Below are 24,343 nucleotides of genomic sequence, written 5' to 3' on the forward strand. Positions count from 1 at the left end.
TCCTTTCCATTGTAACCTACTATAACACTACTGGAGGAATTCAATATGAAAAAATATGCTTTTATAACAGGTGCGAATAAAGGAATTGGATATGAACTTGTTCGTCAATTAGCAGAAAAAGATTACCACGTATTTTTAGGTGCTCGTAATGAACAACTTGGACAACAAGCCGTAGAATCTTTAAATGTTTCAAACGTTTCCTATATTCAAGTAGATATTTCAAATTCACAATCCATTCAAGAAGCAACAAAGAAAATTTACGAAACGACTGACCACTTACATTTATTAATTAATAACGCAGGCATAGCGCTAGACTTCAATACGCTACCTAGTGAATTAAATATTGAAACTTTACGCCAAGGATTTGAAGTTAACTTTTTTGGAACTTTCCAAATGATGCAAGCCTTTTTACCATTATTAAAGAAATCAAGCAACAGTAAAATCATAAATGTAACAACTGACATGGCCTCACTAACAATGTTTGCTAATGGTGAAACACATCCAATTAATACACTAGGATATAATTCTTCCAAAACAGCTATTAATGCTTTAACATTAGCTTTTAGTAAAGAATTTGCCACTAACGGTCCAGAAGTATTTGGAGTAACTCCTGGTTTTACAACTACGGATCTTAATGGAAATTCCCCCGGTGGCCATACAACCACTGAAAGTGCTAAAATTATTATTAAATATGCATTAAGTGAAACAAACTATAATGGTAAAATATTTAACAAAGATGGCATTATACCTTGGTAATAAAAGGATGAATGATATGTATTATACAATTGGGCAAGTCGCCAAAATGCAACACTTAACTATTTCTCAAATACGTTATTACGATAAACAAGGACTGTTTCCTTTTCTGCAAAGAAACGAAAAAGGAGATCGAGTTTTTGATGAAGAAGCACTGAAATATTTAGAGATGATTTTGTGTTTAAAAAACACTGGTATGCCAATTCAAAAAATAAAACAATTTATCGACTGGTCTATGGAAGGAGAATCTACCATCCTTCAAAGGTTAGAATTAATGAAACAACAGGAGACCAATGTCTTACAGCTCATTCAAGACACTGAAAAAAACTTAAAAAAGATACAACAAAAAATTGCTAAATATGAGAATGAAATAACTTCAGAAAATGCTATTAAAAAATAAAAAAATCACCTTCTACATATTGTAGAAGGTGATTTTTATTTTATGATGCTTGCTTTCCTTTATCTGCATCATCTACATACCAGATGAATTTGCCTGTATATCCGTAAATAACTGCTAAAATTAACGATACGAAGCTTAACCACATAAACGGAACGTATGAGAACGTTGCTACACCTAAAATACCAGCCATAAAAATACCATTATCAGACCATGGAACCATACCTGAAGTTAACGTTCCACCTACTTCTGAGTTACGTGCTAATACACGACGGTCTATTTTTAATTTATCATAGCTATCTTCCATAATTTTTGGTGTTAAAATTAGTGATACATACATCGCACAACCAAATATATTAGCTAAGAATGCGACGATTAATGTAGACAATGTTACATTACCTGCAGAATTTAATTTCTTCTCAAATTTTGATACGATTACTTTTAAAACACCTAGTTTTTCAAGTAATCCACCAAATCCTAAACCGAAAATAATAACGGCTACTGAGCCAAGCATGCCGTTAATTCCACCACGGTTTAATAACTTGTCAACAAACTCAACACCAGATTGAATTGAGAATCCGTTATAAGCTGTTCCAATCGCCTCTCCAAAGTTCATCCCTTGGAAAAGAGTTGCCCAAATTGCACCAATTAAAGCTCCCATTGCAATTGTTGGCATAGACGGTTTCTTCATCGCTAATAGAACGATAACAATGACCGCTGGAATAAGCATCCATATTTTAATATCAAATTGCTTTAATAAAGCTTCTTTTAAAAATTCTACTCGATTCAAATCTACATTATCGCCGCCATACATCCAACCAGCTACAGTAAACATAATACTAGTAATAATATAAGCCGGAACATCTAATACGAGCATAGCTCGAACGTGAGCAATAACATCTACTTTCGCCATAGAAGCTGCAAGAACTGTGCTATCAGAAAGTGGTGATAATTTGTCGCCGAAATAAGCTCCTGAAAGAACTGCACCAGCAACAAGCGGAAGTGGTAAACCAAGTCCTTCACCAATCGCCATCATAGCAATACCTGCTGTTCCCACTGTTCCCCAAGACGTTCCTGTTGCGATAGAAGTTATAGAACAAATAATTAATGTTGCTAATAGGAATATGCTAGGGTGAATAAATTCTAATCCATAATAGATTAATGTTGGTACTACCCCACCAGCAATCCATGTTCCAATTAAAGCACCTACTGCAACTAAAATCAGTATTGCTTCTAATCCGTTAGAAATCCCTTTCGTAATTGCATCTTGCAATTCTTGATAACGAAATCCTAATCTTAATCCAAGCGCAATTACTAAAAACCATGAAATAAATAGCGCTAATTGAATTGGGAGATCAAAAATCGTTTGGAAGGAAAAGACAACAGCAAGAAATAGTAATAAAAGAACTATGATTTCTAGCATCGATGGTAATCTTACACTTTTCATTTTTTTCTCTCCTTACAAGTCGATAACATGACGTATGTCGTCTTACATGTATGTAATATACAATTAGCGAAGACAAAACAAAATTTTCATATTATTTCGATTTATTTTTCCAGTATAATATATTCACAACCCTTTCTATTGTAAAAGTAGATTACGTTTTTCGCAATGAAAAATATAAAAAATGTTGTATTTTTATTTATCCCGATATTTTCGGTCAATAAGACCCTTGTATCAAAATTTAGTAAGTGCAAAGTACCTAGTTAAGAAATTAACTACTGTAAAATCCCGGATTGATATGAACGTATTAAAGCTTTATTTTATTTACAAGGAACAATCCCATACTAACTTTTTTAATATTTGCTGCAACAAAACTTTTTACAACTATCTTAACTTTTTAATTCACACCATTATTTTCTACATAAAAAATAGGGCACACATCATAAAAATGATGCATGCCCTACCTTTATTTATACATATTTTGTATTTCTTCTTTATTTTTAAGTATTTCTTCAAACTTATCACTACAACCCTTCGGAAATAACACTCCCAGTCCATATGAATGCGCAAATTGAAAATGAGGGTACTTCGCTTTTACCTCATCCCAAAACTTATATACGCCGAAATCACCACTTCTAACTTCAATATCATGAAATAATACAATACCGTTTTTCGCGACTTTCGGTAGCCATGTATTATAATCGTGAGAAACAGCTTCATACGTATGATAGCCATCAATATGCAAAAGATTTATCGTTTCATCTTGAAACCGGTCTACAGCATCATCAAAAGTAGATCGAATTAAATTTCCTATATTAAGGTAGTTATCACTCACTACTTTTTCTACTATTTGAAAAACTCCTTCTCCATATGGACCTGTATGCCCATCTCCAGCCCAAGTATCTACTGCAAAGCATTTAGTCGATAACCCTCCATCTTTTACTCCTTGACAAAAACTGAAGAAAGAAGCACCTAGATGTGTACCTAACTCAACTAAAGTTTCTGGTTTTTCAAATCGTACTAAGTCATATGCAAAATCTAAATGTCCACTCCACGCAGATTGTGACCGAATAATAGGACTAAATGTTTCAAATTCAAATGATGGTTTATGAGTAACCCAGTTCATCGCATAACTCCTTCTGCACATATTTTTAACAAACCAAATTACTCTTATCTTTATTTTTTTATCGCCTTGATTATGATTCTATTTCATGAAAATATGAAGAATTTATTCTTTTCTATTAAGGTAAAGCATCATATACATATGGGTCAGTTGGCTTATTAATTTTCTCGATTTTGTTTACTTTTACAAGTGGAAAGACTGTTCCTTTATATGTCGTTTCATCTAATAATCCTGTTATTTTCACCCATGTTTCTTCTGGAGTTTTTTCAATATTTTTCCCGGTAACAATCATCCCCCAGACTGATGCATCCGCAATACAACAAGTTATACCATATCGAGCCACTACTGCTTTATTACCCGTCACATCTTTATCCTTATATATAAACCCTAAGAATGTAATTTCTTTCCCTTTAAACCAATTAACATTTTGACCAATTACATTCATTGTTTGAACATAGTCCTTATCCTTTACTTGTAGTTTACGCTGTCCTAACATACTTTTTACTACTTGCTCTTCCGTTTTATAAGTCGTTGATAAATTTGATGTTTCTTCTGGATCAACGGATACTTCTCGCCCATCAAAATTAACCTGTTCCCCCTCTTTTTCATTCCTTTCCAGACTTCTCGCCTGTACACTTTGATTCATACCCCTTTTTCCTGCTAAACTTCCATCAATTGTTACACTTCCAAAGAGAAAAGCACTAACTATCGGAACAACAAATAAAACATATACAAAGAAACTTTTTATCCCTGATTTTGATGTTGTATGATGTTTACAACAATTACAATCATGCTGTTTCTCTCTTCCATCTCCCCAAACTTGTACAGTACCAAAAATTAAAATCACTACAAAAGCTATATACGTAAATTTAATCATTTTTGGAGCGATAAAATTATAAATATTCCCTGTTACAAGTAGTTTAAATAAGAGCATTGCTAAACCAATTAAAATAATGCCACGAATATAGCGATGATATGCCTTCTGCTCCTCTTTCTCCATTCTTTCTCACCTCCTATAACATTATGATTTGCAGGATGGTATACACAGATGCAATGACAATTCCTATCAAAAAGAATACAAATCTCTTTTGAAAATATGCAAATAGCATTAACGTATTTTTCATATCAAGCATAGGCCCAAATACAAGAAATGCGAGAAGTGCCTTTACCGAGAAAACATGTCCAAAAGATGCCGCTATAAAAGCATCGGCTGCAGAGCAAATTGATAAAACATAACCAAATCCCATCATAATAAAGGGGGCAATTACTTCGTTATGTGCTACTGCATCCAGTACATTCCGATCAAAAAACGTTTGAAATACACTTGCTAAAAAAGCACCAATCAATAAATACTTACCAGTATCAAAAAACTCATCTACAATATGATTCATAACATCTTTCCAACTCTTTTTTTTGCTTGTTTGAACTGAAACCTCTACATTTTTTAAAACATTTCTTTCGCGATAGCAATAATACACAATTAGACCTATGAATAGAGCAACTAAAATTGTTATCCCAAAGCGTGCATATACAACGTAATCATTTTTTTGAAACGCATATACAGTAGATAAAAGAACAACTGGATTCATAATGGGTGCACTCAGTAAAATAACAATGCCTACATGAAGTGGTAACCCCTTTTGAATGAGCCTTCTTACAATTGGTATAATGACACATTCACACATTGGAAAAAGAACTCCCACAAATACTGCCGGAATCATTGCAACAATCGGAGATTTCGGCATTACTTTTTGAATCATATCTTCCGTCACAAACACTTGAATACATGAAGAAACAATTACCCCTAATAAAATAAAGGGTATTGCTTCAAAAATGATACTTAAAAATACTGTATTCACATTCAACCATTCCTGTGGCATATTTTTGTGCAAATTTGCTAGACTTGTAAAATCTACAAAAAATAATAAAAAGAGAAACATAGCGATAAGAGCTATGCCTACTAATTCTTTTGAAACTCTATTAAAGACCAAGCTTCTCGCCTCCATTTTATTTATATGTAAACATGTGCTTGTCCAAATGCTCCATACTACAGCACAAATTTTATAGTCTATTTCTATTCTTAAATCGTAATCATTATGATTTATTCTTGCTTTTTCTTTTCCCATCGTTTAACATAAAACGTAATCATTACGATTTAAAGGAGAGATCATTTCATGAAAAAAGTACCTATCACTGTATTGAGTGGTTTTTTAGGATCCGGAAAAACTACCTTACTACATCACATTTTGACTAATAAGAATAACTTAAAAGTAGCTGTCATCGTTAATGACATGAGCGAAGTAAACATTGATGCATCTCTTATAAAAAAGGGTGGTTTTTCACGTACGGAGGAAAAACTAGTAGAAATTCAAAATGGCTGTATTTGTTGTACACTACGAGAAGATTTAATGCTAGAAGTGAATCGTCTTGTTGAAAATGGTGATATTGACTATATTATTATTGAATCTTCTGGTATAAGTGAGCCTATTCCAGTTGCTCAAACATTTACTTATACAGACGAAGTTCTTAACATTGATTTAACGAGAAATTGTCGCCTCGATACGATGGTTACAGTTGTAGATGCAAATAGGTTTTGGGATGATTTTGCAGACGGAGAAAGTTTATTAGACCGAAAACAAGCAATCGATGAGAATGATACCCGGGAAGTTATTGATTTATTAATAGATCAAATTGAGTTTGCAAACGTAATTATTCTTAATAAAATAGATTTGCTAGAAAAAGAAGATGTGATAGAGCTTCATCATTTACTAAAAAAATTAAATCCTAATGCAAAAATTCTTGAAGCTTCGTTTAGCAAAGTACCATTACAAGAAATTTTAAACACAAATCTATTTAATTATGAAGAAGCTAGTCAATCGGCCGGCTGGATACAAGAATTAAATAGTGAACATCATACACCGGAAACGGAAGAATACGGTATCAATTCCTTTGTTTACCGTCGCAAATATCCTTTCCATCCCGAGCGCCTTATGAATTGGCTAGAAAAATGGCCTTTAGATGTTGTAAGAGCGAAAGGATTCTTCTGGCTCGCATCTCGTAATAATATGATAGGGCTTCTATCTCAAGCAGGTTCCTCTATTACAATTCAAGGAGCCGGTGAATGGATAGCCGCATTACCTGAAACTGAAAGAAATCAAATGATTGCAGAAGAACCAGAAGTATTAAAAAACTGGGACGAGCGATATGGAGATCGAATAACTGAGCTCGTATTTATCGGTATTGATATGAATCGTTCTGTGATTGAACAATCATTAGATGATTGTCTATTAACAGAAAAGGAAATGGGACAAAAGTGGAATACATTTATTGATCCTATTCCGGCTTTTACTTATACTTCATAATAATTAATAAAAGGCTTCAGTAGAATGAAGCCTTTTTACTTTATAGCACTCTTATTTAATAGGTTTGCTTTAATTATAAATACAACTGTACCTAAAACAATTAATATAGCATATACGATACCAACTACATCCCCTATTTTTTCTAAGCCAAGCGGTAATATTATAGTAGCAACTCCAACTATATAAGAAAATGCTCCTGAAAGCTTCGCTAATTTATTTTTATCTCCAACAAACGTTTCTTCTTGATATCCCGCTAACAAAAACAACCTCTTTTTCACATGTATTTGATACCCTAAAAAAATGATAAGTAACCCAACAAATAAACAAACTAAAAATCCAGCTAACATATACTCCCCCTCCTCTACAATATTTTACTATACATAAAAAAATAAAATTAGAAATTTCAGTTTATTAACGAGTCATTCTGTGATATATTGCATATTGTATTCAATTTATATTTTTAGAAAGGAGAATTTTAAATCATATGGATTCAAATCGATTAAAAGGAATTATAATGGTCATAATCGGTGCTTGTTTATGGGGCTTGTCTGGTACAGCTGCACAACAGCTTTTTCAATATGACAATGTTTCAACCGAATGGTTAGTTACGATCCGTTTACTTATATCTGGAATTATTTTGCTCATTATTTCCTCATTCGGAACGAGAAAAAAAGAGATATTTGGCATTTGGAAACAAAAATCTGATGCTATTAAAATGATTTTGTTTGGTCTATTCGGTATGCTTGCTGTACAGTATACGTATTTCGCTTCAATTAAAGAAGGAAATGCTGCCGTGGCAACATTATTACAATATTTAGCTCCTATATTCATCACTGTATACTTACTTTTCAAATGGAACGTTCGTCCATCAAAAATTGATTTCATTTCAATTACCCTTTCATTAGTAGGCACTTTTCTCTTACTAACAAACGGGTCTGTTCATAACTTGGCTGTTTCTACACCAGCTATTATTTGGGGTGTTTTATCTGGATTATCTCTCGCTTTTTATAGTTTATATTCAAAGGAATTGTTAGAAAAATGGTCTTCCTCCGTTATCGTTGGATGGGGCATGATTATTGGGGGTATTGGTGTAACGATTGTACACTTTATTTCTACAAACGAATTCATTTTATTATCAACTATGAAATATGTAAAACTAAGTACCCTACCGCTCATCACATTTGTCGTCATTTTCGGGACACTTATTGCCTTTTATTTATACTTAGACAGCATACGATACCTTACTCCGAAAGAAACAACATTATTTGGTTGCACAGAACCACTCGCAGCTATTATTTCTTCTGTACTTATATTGCACGTGCCATTTCAATCTTTTCAGTTATTAGGCGCTTTTTGTGTCATTGTAATGGTGCTCATCTTAAGCCAAAAGCCGGATGAAGGGAAACAAAAATTAAAGCTTGTTCATGCAAAAAAAGAAAATATACAATGAAAGGATTGAATTCACTATGCCTGTCCCTCAAAATTATAAAAAACCAGGAAGAATTTCAGCAAAATCACTCGTTTTAAATCAACTACAGAATTGGATTATTGAAGGTGTACTGAAGCCCAATGAAAAAATTAATGATGGGGAATTGGCTGAGGCACTAGGAGTAAGCAGAACACCTGTAAGGGAAGCACTTCAAATATTAGAGCTTTCTGGATTAGTGGAAATGGTACCAGGGCAAAAAACGAAAATTGCTCCTATTAAGTTAGACGACGTATCTATCATTTATGAAACGATGGCTGGTCTTCACTCTATTATAGGAAAGCAAGCTCTTCAAAACATTACAGACGCTGATATTCAACTACTTTCTGAAATAAATGATCATTTTCAGCACTCTATAGAGAAAAAAAACGCAAAACAAGCTTTAGAATTAGATATACAATTCCACAATACAATTTCTTCTATTGCTAAAAATCAATATATTGAACCCTTTCTAGAAAATATACAACTTCACGTTTTACGTCTTGAATATTTGTTTTTCCAAAACTTTGTTCCAGCAAGTCAATCTATTGAAGAACATCACTCTATCATTCAAGCATTGCAGAAGCAGGACGAAAAACAAATGGAACAAATAATGACTCAAAACTGGCTCCGTCCCATGAAAGAAATACAAAAAATAATTTCTACGAAATAAAAAGAGAGCTGGTTACATTATATCGTAACCAGCTCTCCTTTTACTAATCTATATAGCTACGCCTGAATATTTGCATAATCTTCCATATCTTCGTACTCTTTTTCCAATTCCTCTAAAGACAGCTCGTATAATTGTCGGTCGCGAATCTTAAACACACCTGCTCCAATTAACTCATCAATTAAATGCCTCTTACGATTTTCAACAGCAAAACGGAGTTGACTACTCATCTTTTAAAAAACTCCTTTCTACGATCATTGAAAATGATAATCTTTATCAATTACCACTTTTGATTATAAAAGATGACTCTTTATAAGTAAAGTAATTTCATGAAATATTTACCTTGCAAAGTATTTGTGGCCACATTATATATATGTATGCCGTGCGAAAAATGTTATGACACTTTTTCTTATCCTTTTTCTTTCATACTTTGCAAGTTGTCTCATCATGATGAAATTCACCATCTATTTCTACTTGAATGGTGACATGTTCTACATGAAATTTCTCCTTTAATACATACGTAGCCTCTTTTAATACACTTTGCGTTTCATTCCCTTTAATAATAAGATGACATGTTAATACTTGAAAATCTGATGTGACAGACCATATGTGCAAATCATGAACTTCTTTGACAATCGGAATATTTAATAACGTACTTTTTACCTCTTCAACATTTATGTGCTGTGGTGCACCTTCCATTAATATATGAACCGTATCACGTGTTACACGCCATCCACTAATAATGACTAAAATAGACACAAAAATACTAGCAATCGCATCTGCAGCAGTCCATCCGAAAAATTTAATAAGTAACGCAGCAATGATCGCTCCGACGGAACCCAATAGATCGCCTAGTACGTGTAAGAAAGCACTTCTTAAATTCAAATTACCTTTCACATCTCCGCCTCTCATTAATATCCAAGCTGATAAAATATTAATAAGCAGACCAAGGACTGCAATAATGAGCATCCCATTACTAGCAATCTCAACTGGTTCTTTAAAACGACGGATTGCTTCAATAAAAATGTATACCGAAATGACAATAAGAACGACACCGTTACATAATGCTGCTAACATTTCGACTCGCTTATATCCATATGTTTTCACAGTTGTTGCTGTTTTTTCTCCGAGCTTAAACGCAAGTAAACTTAAAGCTAAAGATACTGCATCACTTAGCATATGCCCCGCGTCAGATAGTAGTGCTAAGCTATTTGTTACAAATCCACCAATAACTTCTGCAATCATAAAACTTGTTGTTAGTAGGAAGGCAATTAGTAACGCCTTTTTATTTTTTGAATGACCATGATCATGCGAATGTCCCATACTTATACTCCTTTAAGTACAATATCTGTATGTTAGTATGAAACAAACTCCCCATCTTTATCCCGAATCGACTGATTGTAAACGCCCGCTTCCTCTGTATACACACTTCGCTATTTTTTAGACAATCCCTTTTTCTCAAATAAAACAAGACTACTTCTTTTTTATTTTCATATTGTTTACTAATGAAAGAATTTTAAGGAGGTTACTTAAATGAAACGTTTATTTCTCTGTATGGAACGTGAACTTGTTGTAGTGAAAGAACAATATGATAATTATGAAACGACTTACCACTTACAAAATATGCAACCTACCTGTATCGCTGTTGATCCGTTCCACCCAAACCGTGTATATTGCGGAACATTTGGACGAGGTCTATGGTTAAGTGACGATAGCGGGGATTCATGGAGACCAATTGGAGATTCTTATCGTTACTTTGATTTCCCTAAAGAAGATGGTATTTTACACTCCTCTATCACTTCCATAACAATAAGCTCAAATGAACAAGTGAACGGATATGGGGTCGTTTATGTCGGCACAGAACCGAGCGCTTTATTTCGCTCTGAAAATGGTGGTGAAACGTGGACTGAACTTAAAAATATGAAATCATTATTATCTTCTTATACGTGGGCTTTCCCGCCTAGACCTTTTACCCATCACGTACGCTGGATTACAGTTGATCCAAACAACCCTAATACAATACACGTTTCAATCGAAGCTGGTGCTGTTATTCAAAGTAATGATAAAGGGCATACATGGATTGATAAAAAATTCGGTGCTCCTATCGATGCTCATCAATTACTTATGCACCCTGAAGCACCAAATCGTCTTTATGCATCATGTGGTGACGGATTTATGGGCGGACCTGATCGTGCTTATCTTGAAAGTTATAACAATGGAAACAGCTGGATCTCATGTAGTGAGGGACTTGAACATCATTATTTATACAGCATGGCAATTGATCCAGCTGATTGTAATACGATTCTAGTTTCTGCCGCGCCAAGTGCTGATCTGGCTCATCACCGTATCCCTTATGAATCTTATATTTATCAAAAAACGAAAGATACTCCGTTCCAGCAAGTACAACAAGGACTACCATCTGCAATCGGTACAGTCATTTCGATGTTTGCGACAAACAAGGCTGAACCACATACGTTTTACACGTTAAATAACAATGGCGTCTTTCAATCCAATGATAGCGGCGAATCGTGGGAACAACTAAATATTCCGTGGAAAGATGAATATAAAACGCAGCATCCGCATGCATTGCTCGTTACTAGTTCTTAACGAAAAAAAGACTGCCTAAATGGTTTTAGGCAGTCTCTTTTTTATTTCTTTAAATCAATGACAATATCATCTTCTAACACAATATCTTTACTCTTCGCTTCTTTTTTCGGCACTTCTATTTTCTTCTCTTTCCCATTCACATACTCTACTCCACCATGATTTTCAGGTGTATGTACTCGCAAGTGCACGCGAGGTGTAACGATAAGCTTTGTTGCATTTTCGTTTAGTTTTTGGAAGGCGGCACTCCAATGGATATTGTAAGGATCGTTGCCACTTCCCCCATTTCCTTCACCCGAATAAATATTCCCTAAATCATCCTTAACCGTCAATTCAACATCTACACTATCCCATTCTTTCCTCGCGCCCTTAGAAACCTCTTGATTGTAATAAAGAATAAATGAAACTGGCGATATTGCGACCTTTTCCATATTTGCTTTTATACCTTCTTTTTCCGAACTCCCACCAATTGTTCTCTCTTTACTATCCACTGATTTTACAGTTAAGGCGAAATTCCAATTACCTTGTATTGATTTTTTCCTATCTGGCATCTCTATTCTCTCTATATTCCATCTAAAGTTTACTTTGTCCTTTTTATTGCTATCATGATGCGTCGTTGTTACCATACCTACATACTTTTTTTCATTAACTTTAGTCATTTTACCACTGCCTGAACTACCATGAGCGTCCATTATATCCAATCCACCTAATATGATAGGATCCTCCCCTAAGTCCTGCTCACTTTCCAGTGAATACGTTATAGATAATGTTCTGCCATCAGAAATTACATCATTAATTGTAACCTTAACTCCATTACTCTCTCTCGTCATATTCAACTCAGTCGAAAATTCTTTATAATTTTCATATAACCCTGTTCTACCATTATCTAATAATCGGAATATGTCACCGACAATTGGCAATCCCCCCGCATATGTAGGAAATCCGATACCGAGTGTTGCAACTGATAATCCTACTAAAATAGATGCAGCAGCCACACCTTTTTTCCAACTTTTCATCTTTTTCTTCGTACGTATCGATTGTTTTACATTTCGTTTTACTTTTTCCTTTTCAATTTCAGAAGCCTCAATTTCTTCTAGTTCTTTTTCGTCTATATCAATATCATTTAATAGTTCATAAATGTCTTTCATATTGCACTACCTCCAAAACTAATATTCGTAGCATTTTGTTGTAGTTTCTTTTTCCCACGGTACACTCGATTATCAATGGCTGCCCGAGTTAATCCTAACTTGTCACCTATTTCCTCTGTCTTCATACCAAATAAATATTTCATAATGAACACCTTTTGATCTAGCGGTTCTAATTGATTAATGAGCTTCAATAATTCTTCCCTATCTTCCATAACGATTAATTCGTCTTCTGCTGATTTTTCTGTACTGATATGAAACTCATCTGAAATGATTTCTACCGTTTTAGTCGATTTCCGGTAATAATCAATTGCTTTAAACTTTGCAATCGCTGCAATCCACTTTTTAAAATCACTCGGCTCTCCATGAAATTTATTTGCGTTATTCCAAATGGAAAGAAATATATCGTTTATACATTCCTCTATGAGTCCATCATTTTGAATGGGAAGTAGAACTTTATGCGTGATCCCCTTTATGAGTGGTAAGTATGTATCGACAACAAATTCTAACGCGTCTTCTTTTTGCCGCTGTAATCTTTTTATAAAATTTTTCTCATTTGATTTCATGTAGCGATTCCCCTTATTGTTTTGTAAAAGCTTTTACACCCTATATAACGTCTGAGAAAATTTTTTCTCTCATCTTTTTATTTTTTGTATGTAATGGAATACTTTCCCTTAGCCATTGTCTCACATAACTATGCGTTCAAAGAAAATTTTCTCAAGTCTGTAATTTAATTCATGTAGTACACTATTTATATAGTCACTTTTTAACTTAGTGTACATTTTATTTCGTTAATCTACTATTTTAATTTAGGAGATGAGATGTGTATGTGTGGAATTACAGGTTGGGTAGATTGGAAGGAAGACCTTTCAAATCAACATGTTATTTTAAAAAAGATGGCAAATAGTATTGAGCATCGTGGTCCAGATGCTGAAGGATTTTGGTTTTCACCTCATGCGGCCTTTGCACACCGGCGTTTAATTGTAATTGATCCAGAAGGCGGGACACAGCCGAAGACATTCCGTGCTGGTGATTATACGTATGCTCTTACTTATAATGGAGAAATTTATAATTTCCGTGAACTTAAAGAGCAGCTTCAAAAATGTGGGCATGCATTTGAAACCCATTCAGATACAGAAGTATTACTACATGCTTATTTAGAATGGAAAGAAGACTGCGTGCGATATTTAAACGGAATTTTCGCTTTTGCCTTATGGGATGATCAGAAGCAACAATTGTTTTTAGCACGAGATCATTTAGGTGTAAAACCACTCTTTTTTACAGAAAGAAATGGCAGTATTATTTTCGGCTCTGAAATTAAAGCATTATTAGCGCATCCATCTGTCCCTGCTGAACTTGATGCGGGTGGAATAAATGAAATATTTGGATTAGGCTTATTTCGCACTCCAGGATGTGGCGTCTTTAAACATATTCAAGAAGTGCGTGCTGGACATTGTATAACGTTTACACGTCATAAAAAAGTAGTTACGAAGTATTGGAATTTAGAAAGTAAGTTCCATACAGACTCTATAGAAGATACATCTTCGCATATTTTATCTATTTTACAAGATACAGTAAAAAGACAATTAATTGCCGATGTTCCTCTCGTTTGTATGTTATCAGGCGGATTAGACTCTAGCGGTATTACTGCACTTGCGGGTAAAGAATTTGCTGCGGAAAATAAAACACTTCATACGTATTCCGTTGACTTTGTAAATAGTGCAAAAGATTTCGAGCTGACATTTGCTCGCACTGGTTTAGACGCTCCTTGGGTAAAACGCGTTTCTGAACATGTAGGGACAGCGCATCATGATATTATTGTGAATGCTGAAGAATTAGCAAATCAATTATTCGTTCCCCTTCATGCAAAAGATTTACCGAGTGCTGGTGAAATGGAAACTTCACTATATTTACTATTTTGCGAAATGAAAAAAGATGCGACCGTAGCTTTATCCGGCGAATCGGCTGATGAAGTATTCGGTGGATATCCTTGGTTTCATCAAGAAGAACTACTATATGTAGATAAGTTTCCTTGGCTAACAAATTGGAAAAATACATCTCCTCTTCTACTAAATGAGGTAAGTAACCAATGTAATCTAGAAGACTATATTGATACACGATTCCAAGAGGCGATACTTGAAGTACCTACTCTTGAAGGCGAAAGTAAAAAATCCGCGAAACAACGCCAAATGTTTTATTTATTTTTAACAAGATTCCTTCCTTTCTTACTTGACCGTAAGGATCGCATGAGTATGGCTGTTGGATTTGAAGTTCGTGTACCGTTTTGTGATTATAGATTAGTTGAATATTTATGGAATGTTCCTTTCAACATAAAAAGTATTGATAATATTGAAAAAGGCATTTTACGTAGAGCACTACAACCAGCTTTACCTGACGATGTACGCAATAGAAGAAAAAGCGCTTATCCAACTTCACAAGATCCACTCTACTTACAAACAATCCGTAATTTAACACTTGATATGTGTAACAATAAAAACAATCCTATTTTCTCACTTATTAACCATTCCATCTTACTTTCAATTGCTGATCAAAGTAATAAAGAGATTAACAATTTTGAGGCAAGAAGTGCCATGGAGTATATGCTACAAGTAAATGAATGGTTGAAAACATATCACATCCATATTGCTTAACAAAAAGGAGTTCAAGGATAAAAACCTTGAACTCCTTTTATATTAATTAGCACATTGTTTATTATCAGTATCAATAGACCATCCAATAATCGTGGCACAGTCTCTACCTTTCCACTGCAGTACATTTGTTAATACGGGCTCAATCTGCAAGCTATTTCCGTCGTGTAATATTTCTACTAAAGATTGATCATCATCAAACCTTCGTTTGTCACACTCTAAAATACCGTCCGTTGCCATTACAATGTGATTCATTCCTTTTTCTAATCCTCTTACACCTGACGTAAAGCAAGGTGTATTTGCTGCAAAAATATTTTTCCTGCCAATATATTCGTAATTCTTCCGTTTATTTAATCGTCCTTTTCCATTTTTCGTTTTCTCAGAATGGAATAAATACGCGAAACAATCACCAACTGATAACCAATATAAAAATTCGCCTTTTCGTAAACAAATTAAGCAAGCGAGTTCCTCATCATCTTGATCACACTTTTTAATAAATAACTCATCTGTAAATAACGCTAATAGGTACATATGTGTATGATGGAAAGCTAAATGTATTGGATATGAGAATAACTCTTTTAGTTTTTCTTTTCTTTCCGAAATCGCTTCTATTATATAATCTATATTTTTTGTTTTGTGATGTGTATCAAAAATCATAACAAATTCAAATTGTAATTCAGGATCCCACCAAGCCAGCACCGCATCTCCTCGTTCATATGCATCACTCTCTTGATTTCCCCCATATACGCCGACTGAAAGAGGACCACATTTTTCAACATGTATTTCATCTACATACATCTGTTCATGACTAATCCATTTGAATGTATTCACAGCTATCATCCTCTCTCTTGCTAAATGTATACCTTTACACATAGATTACCTTATATTTCAATAAAAATAAACTTTTTCAACATTTTTTATCCAAATAAAAGGATTTTATTTCTAAAACAACGAATATATCTTACTATACGATATAAAAAAGGGGATTTATTATTATGAACAACATTAATCAACATTGGGAGAGCATTTATTATCACTTACGATACGAATACGAGGACAACCTTTCCCACCAAGCAATTCGTATTTTACAAATCGTTTCTCGTGAGAAAGATATAACAATTGGAAAAGTCGCTACTGAGCTTAGTCTTTCTCATAACACAGCGTCTGAACACATAAAGCGCCTTATTCAAAAGGGTTTCATCGTTAAAGAGAGAAATAAAAAAGATGAAAGAGTGGTAAACCTTACTTTAACAATTGAAGGAATTGAAGGATTAGAAAAACATACTTTACTAGATAAAGAAAAGATAAAAATATTAGAATCACAGTTATCAAAAGAAGAACAACAATTAATTGAAAAAGCATTTTCGTTATTAGCGAAGGAGGCAAAATATGCATTTCCTCGTTAAAGTAATCGTTTCGGCACTTATTATTGGCATTATCACTGAAGTCGCTAAACATTACAGTACGATAGGTGGCTTTATTGCTGCCCTTCCTCTCGTGAGTTTACTTAGTCTATTTTGGATTTCATTCGAAGGCGGAAATAAACAAGAATTGAGTCAATTTGCTTTAGGGGTATTATATGGATTCCCCGCATCAGCACTACTATTATTTATCGTCTATATTGGTTTAAAAAATTCATTTACACTTAGTACATCTGTCCTACTTGGTATAGGTGTTTGGTGTATCGTTTTTGCTTGTCAAAAATTATTTCAAGCTTAGGAGGAATTAACATTCATAAATTTGTAGAAATAATGGGGCAAAATATAGAAGTACATATAAAAGGAGGTGGTAAACAAACTGTAGTCATTCAAACCGGAATGACTTGCTCATTTTATGATTGGTTTCCTATTATAGAAAAGCTTTCAGAGCACTTTACAGTCGTTTCATACCATCGCCCAGGTTACGGAAAAAGTGATTTAGGCAATCAGCCGCGTACAATAAGGCAAGTTACAAAAGAGCTACATATGTTACTAAACAAACTAGCTATTCAAGAGCCATTTATTCTAATCGGTCATTCCTATGGAGGATTATGTGCACAACATTTTGCGATGTTACATGGAGATAAGCTGCAAGCACTTATTTTAGTTGATTCTACTTCGATGAACTTACACCGTTTAGATGAACTTCATTTACCAATTTCTGATCAAACTGATTCTGATGATGTTTGGTTTCAAAAATATAATATATATTCCAAAATGGATGTAGACACACTTTATAATGAACTAAAACCTATGCTCACCGATCAATCAAAACAGCAAATTGAATTCTCTACCTCGTCTTCATTATATAAAGCGACAGCTTCTGAACTATCGGAGTGGAAAAACTGTGCTCTCTCACTAAAAGAGCTATGTAAAACATTAGAAATACCATTAATCGTTATCGGTAGAGATCCTCAATATTCTATTACTCAATTGACTAATGGCGGCATGCCAAAAGAGGAAGCAACACAACTTGAAGCAATGTGGCAAGAACTAATTCACGAACAATTACACCTCTCAACTAACAACCAATATATTCTTGCCGAACATGCGAGTCACGGTATAGAAAATGATCGACCAGATATTATTATTGAGGCGATTCATTTCTTACAAATAAAAAAAGGAAGCAACTAAAGCTGCTTCCTTACTTATCTATTCATAATCTTCTTCATCATCGATTTCTTCGTAATATGAACTTCCATTACTTACATATATAGGGCCATTCGCAACATCAATACGTAGTACCCACGCCCATGGCACAGCTAAACGTTTATGTATCGCTCGCCAAAAGCTCATTGATTTTCTTTCGTACTCCTGGAACTCCTGAAGTAACTCTTTGTAGGAGGAACCGTCTAACTGAATATTTGCTTCTAACAAACGAGAATGGGCATAGTACTGTAACTCTAGTTCAGCAGCAATTTCCATTTCTTCTTCCGTTGCCATACCAATAATTGTTCCATCTTCTGGTGCAATTTCATATACGTTTTGAACTTCAATAAGCCCTTCTTTCTCTTTCTCAAACATGTAAACAGCCTCCTTTAACATATATTTTTTATGTTACAAAGTCATACTTCTACAATAACTTCTCTCTTTCCTCTTTTTTTGATAAACTTTTACAAAATATTTAACCGATGACCTGTTTTCTCTATTCTTTCAGCAGAAATGAAACGATTTTTATCAAAATTTAATTGATACACATCAGGCATATGAAGTGTTTTCCAAAACTCTAAATCATATTTCGAATTAAAATAATTCATGAGTAATACCATAATATTTCCATGCGTACCTATTACAATATTCTTACCTTCATATTGTTTTAATATATTTTGCATACATATTACAGCGCGCCTTTGTGCGACATCATTCGATTCTCCGCCTTCGTATGCAAAACTCCAATCTTCCCACACATTCTGCATAGCATCATTAAAATTTGATACCGGCTCTGTGCTCAATAATCTTTCCCGCAAATCTTCTTCTGTTTGTATTGATAATTTATATGTATGCGCAATTCCTTGTACAGTTTGGATTGCTCTTTTATACGGGCTAGAAATCACAACATCAATATGTTTATCTTTTAATAAGCGTGTTACATTCTCTGCATCTAAGTACCCTTTTTCAGATAAAGGTCGCTCCCGTTCTTCTTTTGTATAGGTAGAATGGGCATGGCGAACGAAATAGATTGTTGTCATTTTTCAATCTCCTTTCTTATTTTCAATTTATATTCAATAATAAGATTGGAAAATCCTGTATTACAAAAGAGCACTTTTCATAAGTGCCCCTTTGTTTACATAATAAAATTATTTCGTTATAATTTATTTCTGAATTCCTCACTTATGACAATATCTCGAATAAAGTAATCCATATTACTTAGAAGTTTTTCAAATGCTTTTTCACTCAAATTGTTCATCATAAAGACAATCTCAATCTTATTCCCTTTTTTATCAGTACCATAGAAACTATTTGTTAATACAAATGCAGTAGAACCACCTTTCTGTCCAGCAAATTCGAACATACCCTCTCCTACGGTTCCTTTAAATATATTCTCAATCTCACCTTGCATTTGTGGTGTAAAATAATTTCTGCTATTTATCTTTTCCAGTAAACTCATGTAATCCTTCGCATTTGCACCTATAAACCGATTTGACCAAATACGTTGAAAGTCCATATCGGCTTTTAACGATATCTCGCGTTTTGTCCATTCTTTCTCGTCTTTCATCCATTCATGTATTTGCCATACATGCTTAACATATTCATCATTAGACATATTACGTAGCTTGTCCAATGCTTTATTTTGAGGAATATGCAGTTCTTTTTCAACATAGCCCCTCATATATAATGCCCCTGTATACGTTGGATAAAATTCATCGTGACTATTTAAGCCTAACTCTTTCAAACTTTCATTTATCCGCGCTGCTCCAAGCTTGTCCAATAAATATGATGTATTCGCATTCGAACTATAATGGATCATTCCTTTCACTACTTCTTCTAAAGAAGTTTGACCACCCTTCACTAACTCTTTAACTTTTACATCATCTAGCCATGCAGGGTGTGCACCACCATCAGTATTTTTCACATAGTATTTTTCTAATTCTTTCAATGAAATTTGCTCGTCTTTTCTTATTTTCCCTTCAGCTACTTGCTTAGCATATTCAATTGCTATAACGATTTTCGACATACTTGCTAGCGGTAGTTTTTCTTTTTCATTTATTGATGTCAATGTTTCACCATTTCTTTTAACAATTAAAGAAGTTGTTTTATCATCCTTATGTTCTTTTATGTAATTTAGCACATAATTAGAGTCTTCTTTGGAATTGACATATTCCTTCACTGAAAAGAAAGCTATACAGCCTACTATAGTAATTCCAGCTATAATTCCAACAACTTTTAATCCCCTCATGATACTCCCCCTAAAATAAACATATTATATATTATACTAAATAAATTTCCCTTTTTAAGTAATAATTAGATTATTTATACAAAAAACACTTCTTTTCTTAAACAACAAAAAAACATGCTTTCATGATGAGAGCATGTTTTGTGATATTCTTCACATTGTTTCGTTAAAAAATTATCTTTTTATTTACCATGATGTAACATTAAATCACTAAGTTCTTCTTCAATGTGATTTAATTTCGCAACGCCTTCTTTCCATTTATGAATATAACGTGAAACCCCAACGAAAAACAAAACAATAATTGTGGAAAGAATAATACCATATACGATTGCTACAGTACTCATAGTTACACTTCCTTATAATTAGTAATGTGGTTATTAGTTATATTTTTATTATAAACCTTTTTCTTTTAAAATACTTCGATTTCAACTTTTTGTAACAAAATTGATTTTTCTAACATTTTGTTCGTAAAAATGGCATATTTTTCACAAATTATACAAAACTTCACCATATGTACTATTACCATATGAGTTATATTATTAAATAGAATAAAGGGGATGATATACTATGACGACTTGGTTTATTGTGATGTTAGTTGTATTTGGAGCATTTAAAATTATCGTTTCTAGCCTTCCTAACACTGTTATTGAATCCATTATTAGCAAGTACGAAACACATCCACAACTTGACGAAGAGAATGTGACTATTACAATTCACAGAAATAACGTAGAAGGCGAAAAGAAATCAAAAATTATTCATGATTTTAACGAAGGTTTATTTTTAGATCGCTATTATGCACCACCCCATAATGAAGGCACTCCTTTAATTATCAATGCAAAACGTGGTAAAAAAGATTTTACATTTTATATTTACAGTCATGAAGAGCATGTTGATGTGGTAAAACAATATAAAAAGAAGGTAGTTGCTTATAGTTTACGCTCTAAAAATCTTCAAAATAGTGATATGTTCGTGTCAGCTGATTTGTATAGTGATAATAAAGTTATTGAATTTTGATTAAAAAAGATAAGAGCCTTACTACATTCTATATGCAGCAAGGCTCTTTAAAGTTGTTTCAAATTATATCCATCTACTTATGTAATGCTTAAAAATGAATAATAAAGTTGTTTACTTCTTATTGAACTAACGCCCCCGTTAGTTTAAGTGTAACTCTTCACAATTATTTGATATTATATAGGTGAATAGAAAGATAAATTAGAATTTAGTTTATAGTTATAAAAATAAGTTATTTACACCCTTATAATTCTTCAAAAAGGAGAGTGTATGAAAAAGACCATTGTTTTTGTATTAACGATATTTATATTATTCTCAGGATTCGCAACACAAGGTTATGCATTGTCAGATTCGAAATCTGTGGCAATACAAGCATTGCTAGATGATGCCTGTCGTACGTCAGGTGTGCCTGGAATGTCAATCTCAATACTTGCTGATGGTGAAGTGTTCTACTTTTCTTCTGGGTATGCAGATCTTGAAAAGGGCCTGTCTGCAAGTGAAAATACACTCTATGAGTTGGCCTCGGTGAGTAAAGCTTTTACTGGTATGGGGATTTTGCTATTGGAAGAGCAAGGGCTGCTATCAATGACTGACCCTATCCAAAAATATTTACCTTGGTTTACGTTAAAGTATCAAGGTAAACCTGTTGATATGCAAAACCTTACACTAAATAACTTTCTTCACCATACCAGCGGCCTAACAAATATTAAACATCTTCAAAATATTCCACAAGGTAATACGCCTGATATGTTGCAAAAGACTGTGGAAACGCTGGTAGATGCAGAATTGGCGTTCTCTCCCGGTGAACAATATAACTATGGAACCGTTAATTATGACGTATTGGGTTTGGTTATTGAGATTGTATCACGACAAAGCTATGAAGACTTTATGAAGGAACAGGTATTTCTACCCTTAGGTCTTCACCAGACGTATGTTTATAAAGAAGATGCTCAAGCCACTGGACAGTTAGCACAGGGCTACCGTTCTTCCTTTTTTATAACAACTCCATTTAACGCTCCGGATTATGCTGGGAATAAACCTGCCGGCTATATCATTTCTAATACAAAAGATATGGCGCGTTGGATGGGCATACAGATGGGTATCGTGCAGGACATACCCGAAATATTTCACAGGGCCATCGAAAAATCACATAGAGGTGATATGTCTGTTTCGGCTGTCAATGATATGTATTATGCGGCAGGTTGGTCGGTAAACGCCGAACAAACGTTTATAGAACACACTGGGCGTAATCCAAATTTTAGTACCAAAGTAGCCATACTGCCAAATGAAAGAACAGCCATCTGCTTACTGAGCAACGGCGCAAATACCAATATAAACCTGGTACTACAAGTTAAAAATATATTAAACGGCAATCTAACTCAGTCATATGAGATAAGTGGCACACAGCTTTTGGACATCATTTTGTCGTCTACCACAATTATTCTTTGCCTATTAGCCGTTCTGTTATTTTTCTTAGGATTAAGAAAAAGGAAAACGAATGAGCAGCAGCCAATGACAAAAAAGAGAACAATCGTAACAATTATTTTCCTAATCGCTACGATTGCCCAGTGTATAATGGTTTTTGCCTTCGATTGGTCAACGATACTTATTTGGCAAACATATAGTGTTCTTACAGCTTTAATTTCGTCAACATTATTAACAGCAAGCATTACTTGGTTTGTATATACTCACCGATTAGATGCCTCGGTCCGAAAATAAGTATAATGTTAAGTAAATAAATCTTGATTTATCGATATCCTTAATTTAAAAAACAGAAGACACCTCGGTGTCTTCTTTAATGTCATCGACACTTCTCCTAGTTAAACCCACTTGCTATTTCTTCCACTAACCTGCCTCGTTAGTAGAAGAAGGATTTTTAAACAACTATATTATTTTTTAAATGACTTTATTGTAAATTAAACAACTTTATTATCTCTGTACATGATTTAGCTTAATACTCATATATAAAAAGGAATCCATGGCATATGGATTCCTTTTTACTATTTACTGAAAAATAAGCTCTGTCTTCAAACTATCTTTCGGTAACAACCAGCCTTTTTTCTCTAAACTCGCCATTAATAATTCCCTTTGTTTTGTCGCAATACTTTCTTCATTTGTTTTAAATGACACTTCTATTACGAAGTCATCTTCTAATTTCCCAGTATTACTTAATGGCCAAATTTCAATATTTGCTTTTATGTTTTCAAACTCTCCTGTATATCGCTTCATTAATACAGGACCATAAATACGGGAATTCTTTAACATCTCTTCTCCCCAATTTGTATACAACCATTTGTTCATTTTCCCTGGTAATTTTTCTATTAACATGTTTTGAGCGGCTTGTTCATTTGGTAAATCAAGTATCCCATATCCTTTAGCACTGTAACTTTTCTTATTTGAAATGCTTAATGTTTTCTTCTCAAATCCCCAATCTATTTCCGCCTCATAACTATCCGTATTACTATCGAATCCTTCTTTTTTAGCTACTTCTAGTGCATCTTGAATTACACCATTTTGAATAGGATATCTTTTTTTATATGTTAGTTCAAAATCTTTACTAAATTCTTTCTTTCGAATTCTAGCAAACCAACCTTCATCACTTAAACTTTTATTTGCAGTATCTAAAAATTGCACTTGTATTCTTTCATATTTTGTACCAGCCTGGAAATGTTCTAGCACCTCTTGCTTCATCTCTTTGTTATAACCTAATACTTGTTCTGGCTTTAATAATAACTTCACTTCAAAACTAGGTTTCATTGGACTAGCAGTAAACCCTTCCTTAACGTTATAAAGGAAACAACAAAAGAAAATGCTTACGAATACAAATACTTTTTTCATATACCTATCCC

The 24,343-nt window shown here is 33.8% G+C and carries 28 protein-coding genes; 12 read left to right on the forward strand and 16 right to left on the reverse strand.

Annotated features, from left to right (window positions below; all coding sequences use genetic code 11):
* Positions 1-45: 45 nt before the first annotated feature.
* Positions 46-756 carry an SDR family NAD(P)-dependent oxidoreductase gene (locus IBT51_RS02050; RefSeq protein WP_000759552.1) on the forward strand — a complete coding sequence of 237 codons (711 nt, stop codon included), beginning with the start codon at positions 46-48 and terminating at the stop codon, positions 754-756.
* A 16-nt stretch (positions 757-772) separates the two neighbouring features.
* Positions 773-1,153 (forward strand): MerR family transcriptional regulator, encoded by a 381-nt coding sequence (locus tag IBT51_RS02055; RefSeq protein ID WP_002153132.1) that lies wholly within the window; start codon positions 773-775, stop codon positions 1,151-1,153.
* Positions 1,154-1,193: 40 nt separating this feature from the next.
* Here IBT51_RS02055 and nhaC read toward each other — a convergent pair whose 3' ends face one another.
* The 4 genes from nhaC to IBT51_RS02075 form a co-directional block, all read right to left on the reverse strand.
* Positions 1,194-2,597, reverse strand: coding sequence for a Na+/H+ antiporter NhaC (nhaC, locus tag IBT51_RS02060; protein WP_000843986.1), 1,404 nt, complete (start codon positions 2,595-2,597; stop codon positions 1,194-1,196).
* A gap of 463 nt (positions 2,598-3,060) precedes the next feature.
* Entirely contained in the window at positions 3,061-3,720 is a 660-nt protein-coding gene (locus IBT51_RS02065; RefSeq protein ID WP_001104670.1) for a class I SAM-dependent methyltransferase, read from the reverse strand.
* Positions 3,721-3,835: 115 nt separating this feature from the next.
* Positions 3,836-4,717 (reverse strand): TIGR03943 family putative permease subunit, encoded by an 882-nt coding sequence (locus tag IBT51_RS02070; RefSeq protein WP_053564801.1) that lies wholly within the window; start codon positions 4,715-4,717, stop codon positions 3,836-3,838.
* Between the two features lie 13 nt (positions 4,718-4,730).
* Complete coding sequence (locus IBT51_RS02075; protein ID WP_200458016.1) at positions 4,731-5,723, reverse strand: permease; 993 nt, start codon at positions 5,721-5,723, stop codon at positions 4,731-4,733.
* Between the two features lie 168 nt (positions 5,724-5,891).
* Between IBT51_RS02075 and IBT51_RS02080 the strand changes: the two genes are divergently transcribed.
* Positions 5,892-7,079 carry a GTP-binding protein gene (locus IBT51_RS02080; RefSeq protein ID WP_200457961.1) on the forward strand — a complete coding sequence of 396 codons (1,188 nt, stop codon included), beginning with the start codon at positions 5,892-5,894 and terminating at the stop codon, positions 7,077-7,079.
* Positions 7,080-7,114: 35 nt separating this feature from the next.
* Here IBT51_RS02080 and IBT51_RS02085 read toward each other — a convergent pair whose 3' ends face one another.
* Positions 7,115-7,426 (reverse strand): DUF3784 domain-containing protein, encoded by a 312-nt coding sequence (locus IBT51_RS02085; protein ID WP_089170766.1) that lies wholly within the window; start codon positions 7,424-7,426, stop codon positions 7,115-7,117.
* Positions 7,427-7,563: 137 nt separating this feature from the next.
* On the opposite strand from IBT51_RS02085, the gene IBT51_RS02090 reads away from it, so the two are divergent.
* Positions 7,564-8,529, forward strand: a complete 966-nt coding sequence (locus IBT51_RS02090) for a DMT family transporter (RefSeq protein WP_098382586.1) — start codon at positions 7,564-7,566, stop codon at positions 8,527-8,529.
* A gap of 16 nt (positions 8,530-8,545) precedes the next feature.
* A complete protein-coding gene (locus IBT51_RS02095; RefSeq protein WP_089172099.1) occupies positions 8,546-9,217 on the forward strand; it encodes a GntR family transcriptional regulator in 672 nt (223 codons plus the stop codon).
* A 56-nt stretch (positions 9,218-9,273) separates the two neighbouring features.
* Here the strand turns inward: IBT51_RS02095 and fbpA are convergent, their stop codons facing one another.
* Together fbpA and IBT51_RS02105 are read right to left on the reverse strand one after the other, a co-directional pair.
* Positions 9,274-9,444 (reverse strand): Fur-regulated basic protein FbpA, encoded by a 171-nt coding sequence (fbpA, locus tag IBT51_RS02100; protein ID WP_000098302.1) that lies wholly within the window; start codon positions 9,442-9,444, stop codon positions 9,274-9,276.
* A 193-nt stretch (positions 9,445-9,637) separates the two neighbouring features.
* On the reverse strand, positions 9,638-10,537 hold the full coding sequence (locus IBT51_RS02105; RefSeq protein ID WP_095691108.1) for a cation diffusion facilitator family transporter: 900 nt from the start codon (positions 10,535-10,537) through the stop codon (positions 9,638-9,640).
* Between the two features lie 210 nt (positions 10,538-10,747).
* On the opposite strand from IBT51_RS02105, the gene IBT51_RS02110 reads away from it, so the two are divergent.
* Positions 10,748-11,821 carry a WD40/YVTN/BNR-like repeat-containing protein gene (locus IBT51_RS02110; RefSeq protein WP_200457962.1) on the forward strand — a complete coding sequence of 358 codons (1,074 nt, stop codon included), beginning with the start codon at positions 10,748-10,750 and terminating at the stop codon, positions 11,819-11,821.
* A gap of 41 nt (positions 11,822-11,862) precedes the next feature.
* Here IBT51_RS02110 and IBT51_RS02115 read toward each other — a convergent pair whose 3' ends face one another.
* Positions 11,863-12,966 carry a DUF4179 domain-containing protein gene (locus IBT51_RS02115; protein WP_200457963.1) on the reverse strand — a complete coding sequence of 368 codons (1,104 nt, stop codon included), beginning with the start codon at positions 12,964-12,966 and terminating at the stop codon, positions 11,863-11,865.
* Positions 12,963-13,529 carry a sigma-70 family RNA polymerase sigma factor gene (locus tag IBT51_RS02120; RefSeq protein WP_053564809.1) on the reverse strand — a complete coding sequence of 189 codons (567 nt, stop codon included), beginning with the start codon at positions 13,527-13,529 and terminating at the stop codon, positions 12,963-12,965. Before IBT51_RS02120 ends, IBT51_RS02115 begins: the two co-directional genes overlap by 4 nt.
* 261 nt (positions 13,530-13,790) lie before the next feature.
* Between IBT51_RS02120 and asnB the strand changes: the two genes are divergently transcribed.
* A complete protein-coding gene (asnB, locus tag IBT51_RS02125; protein ID WP_089170762.1) occupies positions 13,791-15,614 on the forward strand; it encodes an asparagine synthase (glutamine-hydrolyzing) in 1,824 nt (607 codons plus the stop codon).
* Between the two features lie 42 nt (positions 15,615-15,656).
* On the opposite strand, the gene IBT51_RS02130 is transcribed toward asnB, so the two are convergent.
* Positions 15,657-16,484: a PP2C family serine/threonine-protein phosphatase gene (locus tag IBT51_RS02130; RefSeq protein WP_002040904.1), complete on the reverse strand. Its 828-nt coding sequence runs from the start codon at positions 16,482-16,484 to the stop codon at positions 15,657-15,659.
* Positions 16,485-16,606: 122 nt separating this feature from the next.
* Between IBT51_RS02130 and IBT51_RS02135 the strand changes: the two genes are divergently transcribed.
* Genes IBT51_RS02135 through IBT51_RS02145 form a run of 3 tightly spaced genes read left to right on the forward strand, consistent with a single transcriptional unit; the run spans position 16,607 to position 18,223 of the window.
* Positions 16,607-17,017: a MarR family winged helix-turn-helix transcriptional regulator gene (locus IBT51_RS02135; RefSeq protein ID WP_001059782.1), complete on the forward strand. Its 411-nt coding sequence runs from the start codon at positions 16,607-16,609 to the stop codon at positions 17,015-17,017.
* Complete coding sequence (locus IBT51_RS02140) at positions 17,001-17,330, forward strand: DUF3147 family protein (RefSeq protein ID WP_000545616.1); 330 nt, start codon at positions 17,001-17,003, stop codon at positions 17,328-17,330. The genes IBT51_RS02135 and IBT51_RS02140 overlap by 17 nt, the downstream gene beginning before the upstream one ends.
* Positions 17,291-18,223, forward strand: a complete 933-nt coding sequence (locus IBT51_RS02145; RefSeq protein ID WP_142947237.1) for an alpha/beta fold hydrolase — start codon at positions 17,291-17,293, stop codon at positions 18,221-18,223. The genes IBT51_RS02140 and IBT51_RS02145 overlap by 40 nt, the downstream gene beginning before the upstream one ends.
* Before the next feature lie 18 nt (positions 18,224-18,241).
* Here IBT51_RS02145 and IBT51_RS02150 read toward each other — a convergent pair whose 3' ends face one another.
* The 5 genes from IBT51_RS02150 to IBT51_RS02170 form a co-directional block, all read right to left on the reverse strand.
* Complete coding sequence (locus IBT51_RS02150) at positions 18,242-18,613, reverse strand: hypothetical protein (RefSeq protein ID WP_000461779.1); 372 nt, start codon at positions 18,611-18,613, stop codon at positions 18,242-18,244.
* A gap of 89 nt (positions 18,614-18,702) precedes the next feature.
* Positions 18,703-19,278: a histidine phosphatase family protein gene (locus IBT51_RS02155; RefSeq protein ID WP_043936901.1), complete on the reverse strand. Its 576-nt coding sequence runs from the start codon at positions 19,276-19,278 to the stop codon at positions 18,703-18,705.
* Between the two features lie 116 nt (positions 19,279-19,394).
* Entirely contained in the window at positions 19,395-20,486 is a 1,092-nt protein-coding gene (locus IBT51_RS02160; RefSeq protein WP_200457964.1) for a serine hydrolase, read from the reverse strand.
* A gap of 179 nt (positions 20,487-20,665) precedes the next feature.
* Complete coding sequence (locus IBT51_RS02165; protein WP_000108701.1) at positions 20,666-20,827, reverse strand: hypothetical protein; 162 nt, start codon at positions 20,825-20,827, stop codon at positions 20,666-20,668.
* Positions 20,828-20,892: 65 nt separating this feature from the next.
* Positions 20,893-21,009, reverse strand: coding sequence for a hypothetical protein (locus IBT51_RS02170; RefSeq protein WP_012593193.1), 117 nt, complete (start codon positions 21,007-21,009; stop codon positions 20,893-20,895).
* A 41-nt stretch (positions 21,010-21,050) separates the two neighbouring features.
* Here IBT51_RS02170 and IBT51_RS02175 point away from each other — a divergent pair, with 41 nt between their 5' ends.
* The gene (locus IBT51_RS02175) at positions 21,051-21,497 is read left to right on the forward strand and encodes a YfmQ family protein (RefSeq protein WP_098855590.1); all 447 of its coding nucleotides are present in this window, start codon (positions 21,051-21,053) and stop codon (positions 21,495-21,497) included.
* Between the two features lie 267 nt (positions 21,498-21,764).
* The gene (locus tag IBT51_RS02180) at positions 21,765-23,213 is read left to right on the forward strand and encodes a serine hydrolase domain-containing protein (protein WP_075718144.1); all 1,449 of its coding nucleotides are present in this window, start codon (positions 21,765-21,767) and stop codon (positions 23,211-23,213) included.
* Between the two features lie 285 nt (positions 23,214-23,498).
* On the opposite strand, the gene IBT51_RS02185 is transcribed toward IBT51_RS02180, so the two are convergent.
* Entirely contained in the window at positions 23,499-24,332 is an 834-nt protein-coding gene (locus tag IBT51_RS02185) for a hypothetical protein (protein WP_000755327.1), read from the reverse strand.
* Positions 24,333-24,343 lie beyond the last annotated feature (11 nt).

The organism is Bacillus sp. S71 (assembly GCF_016625265.1).
Lineage (GTDB): Bacteria > Bacillota > Bacilli > Bacillales > Bacillaceae_G > Bacillus_A > Bacillus_A cereus.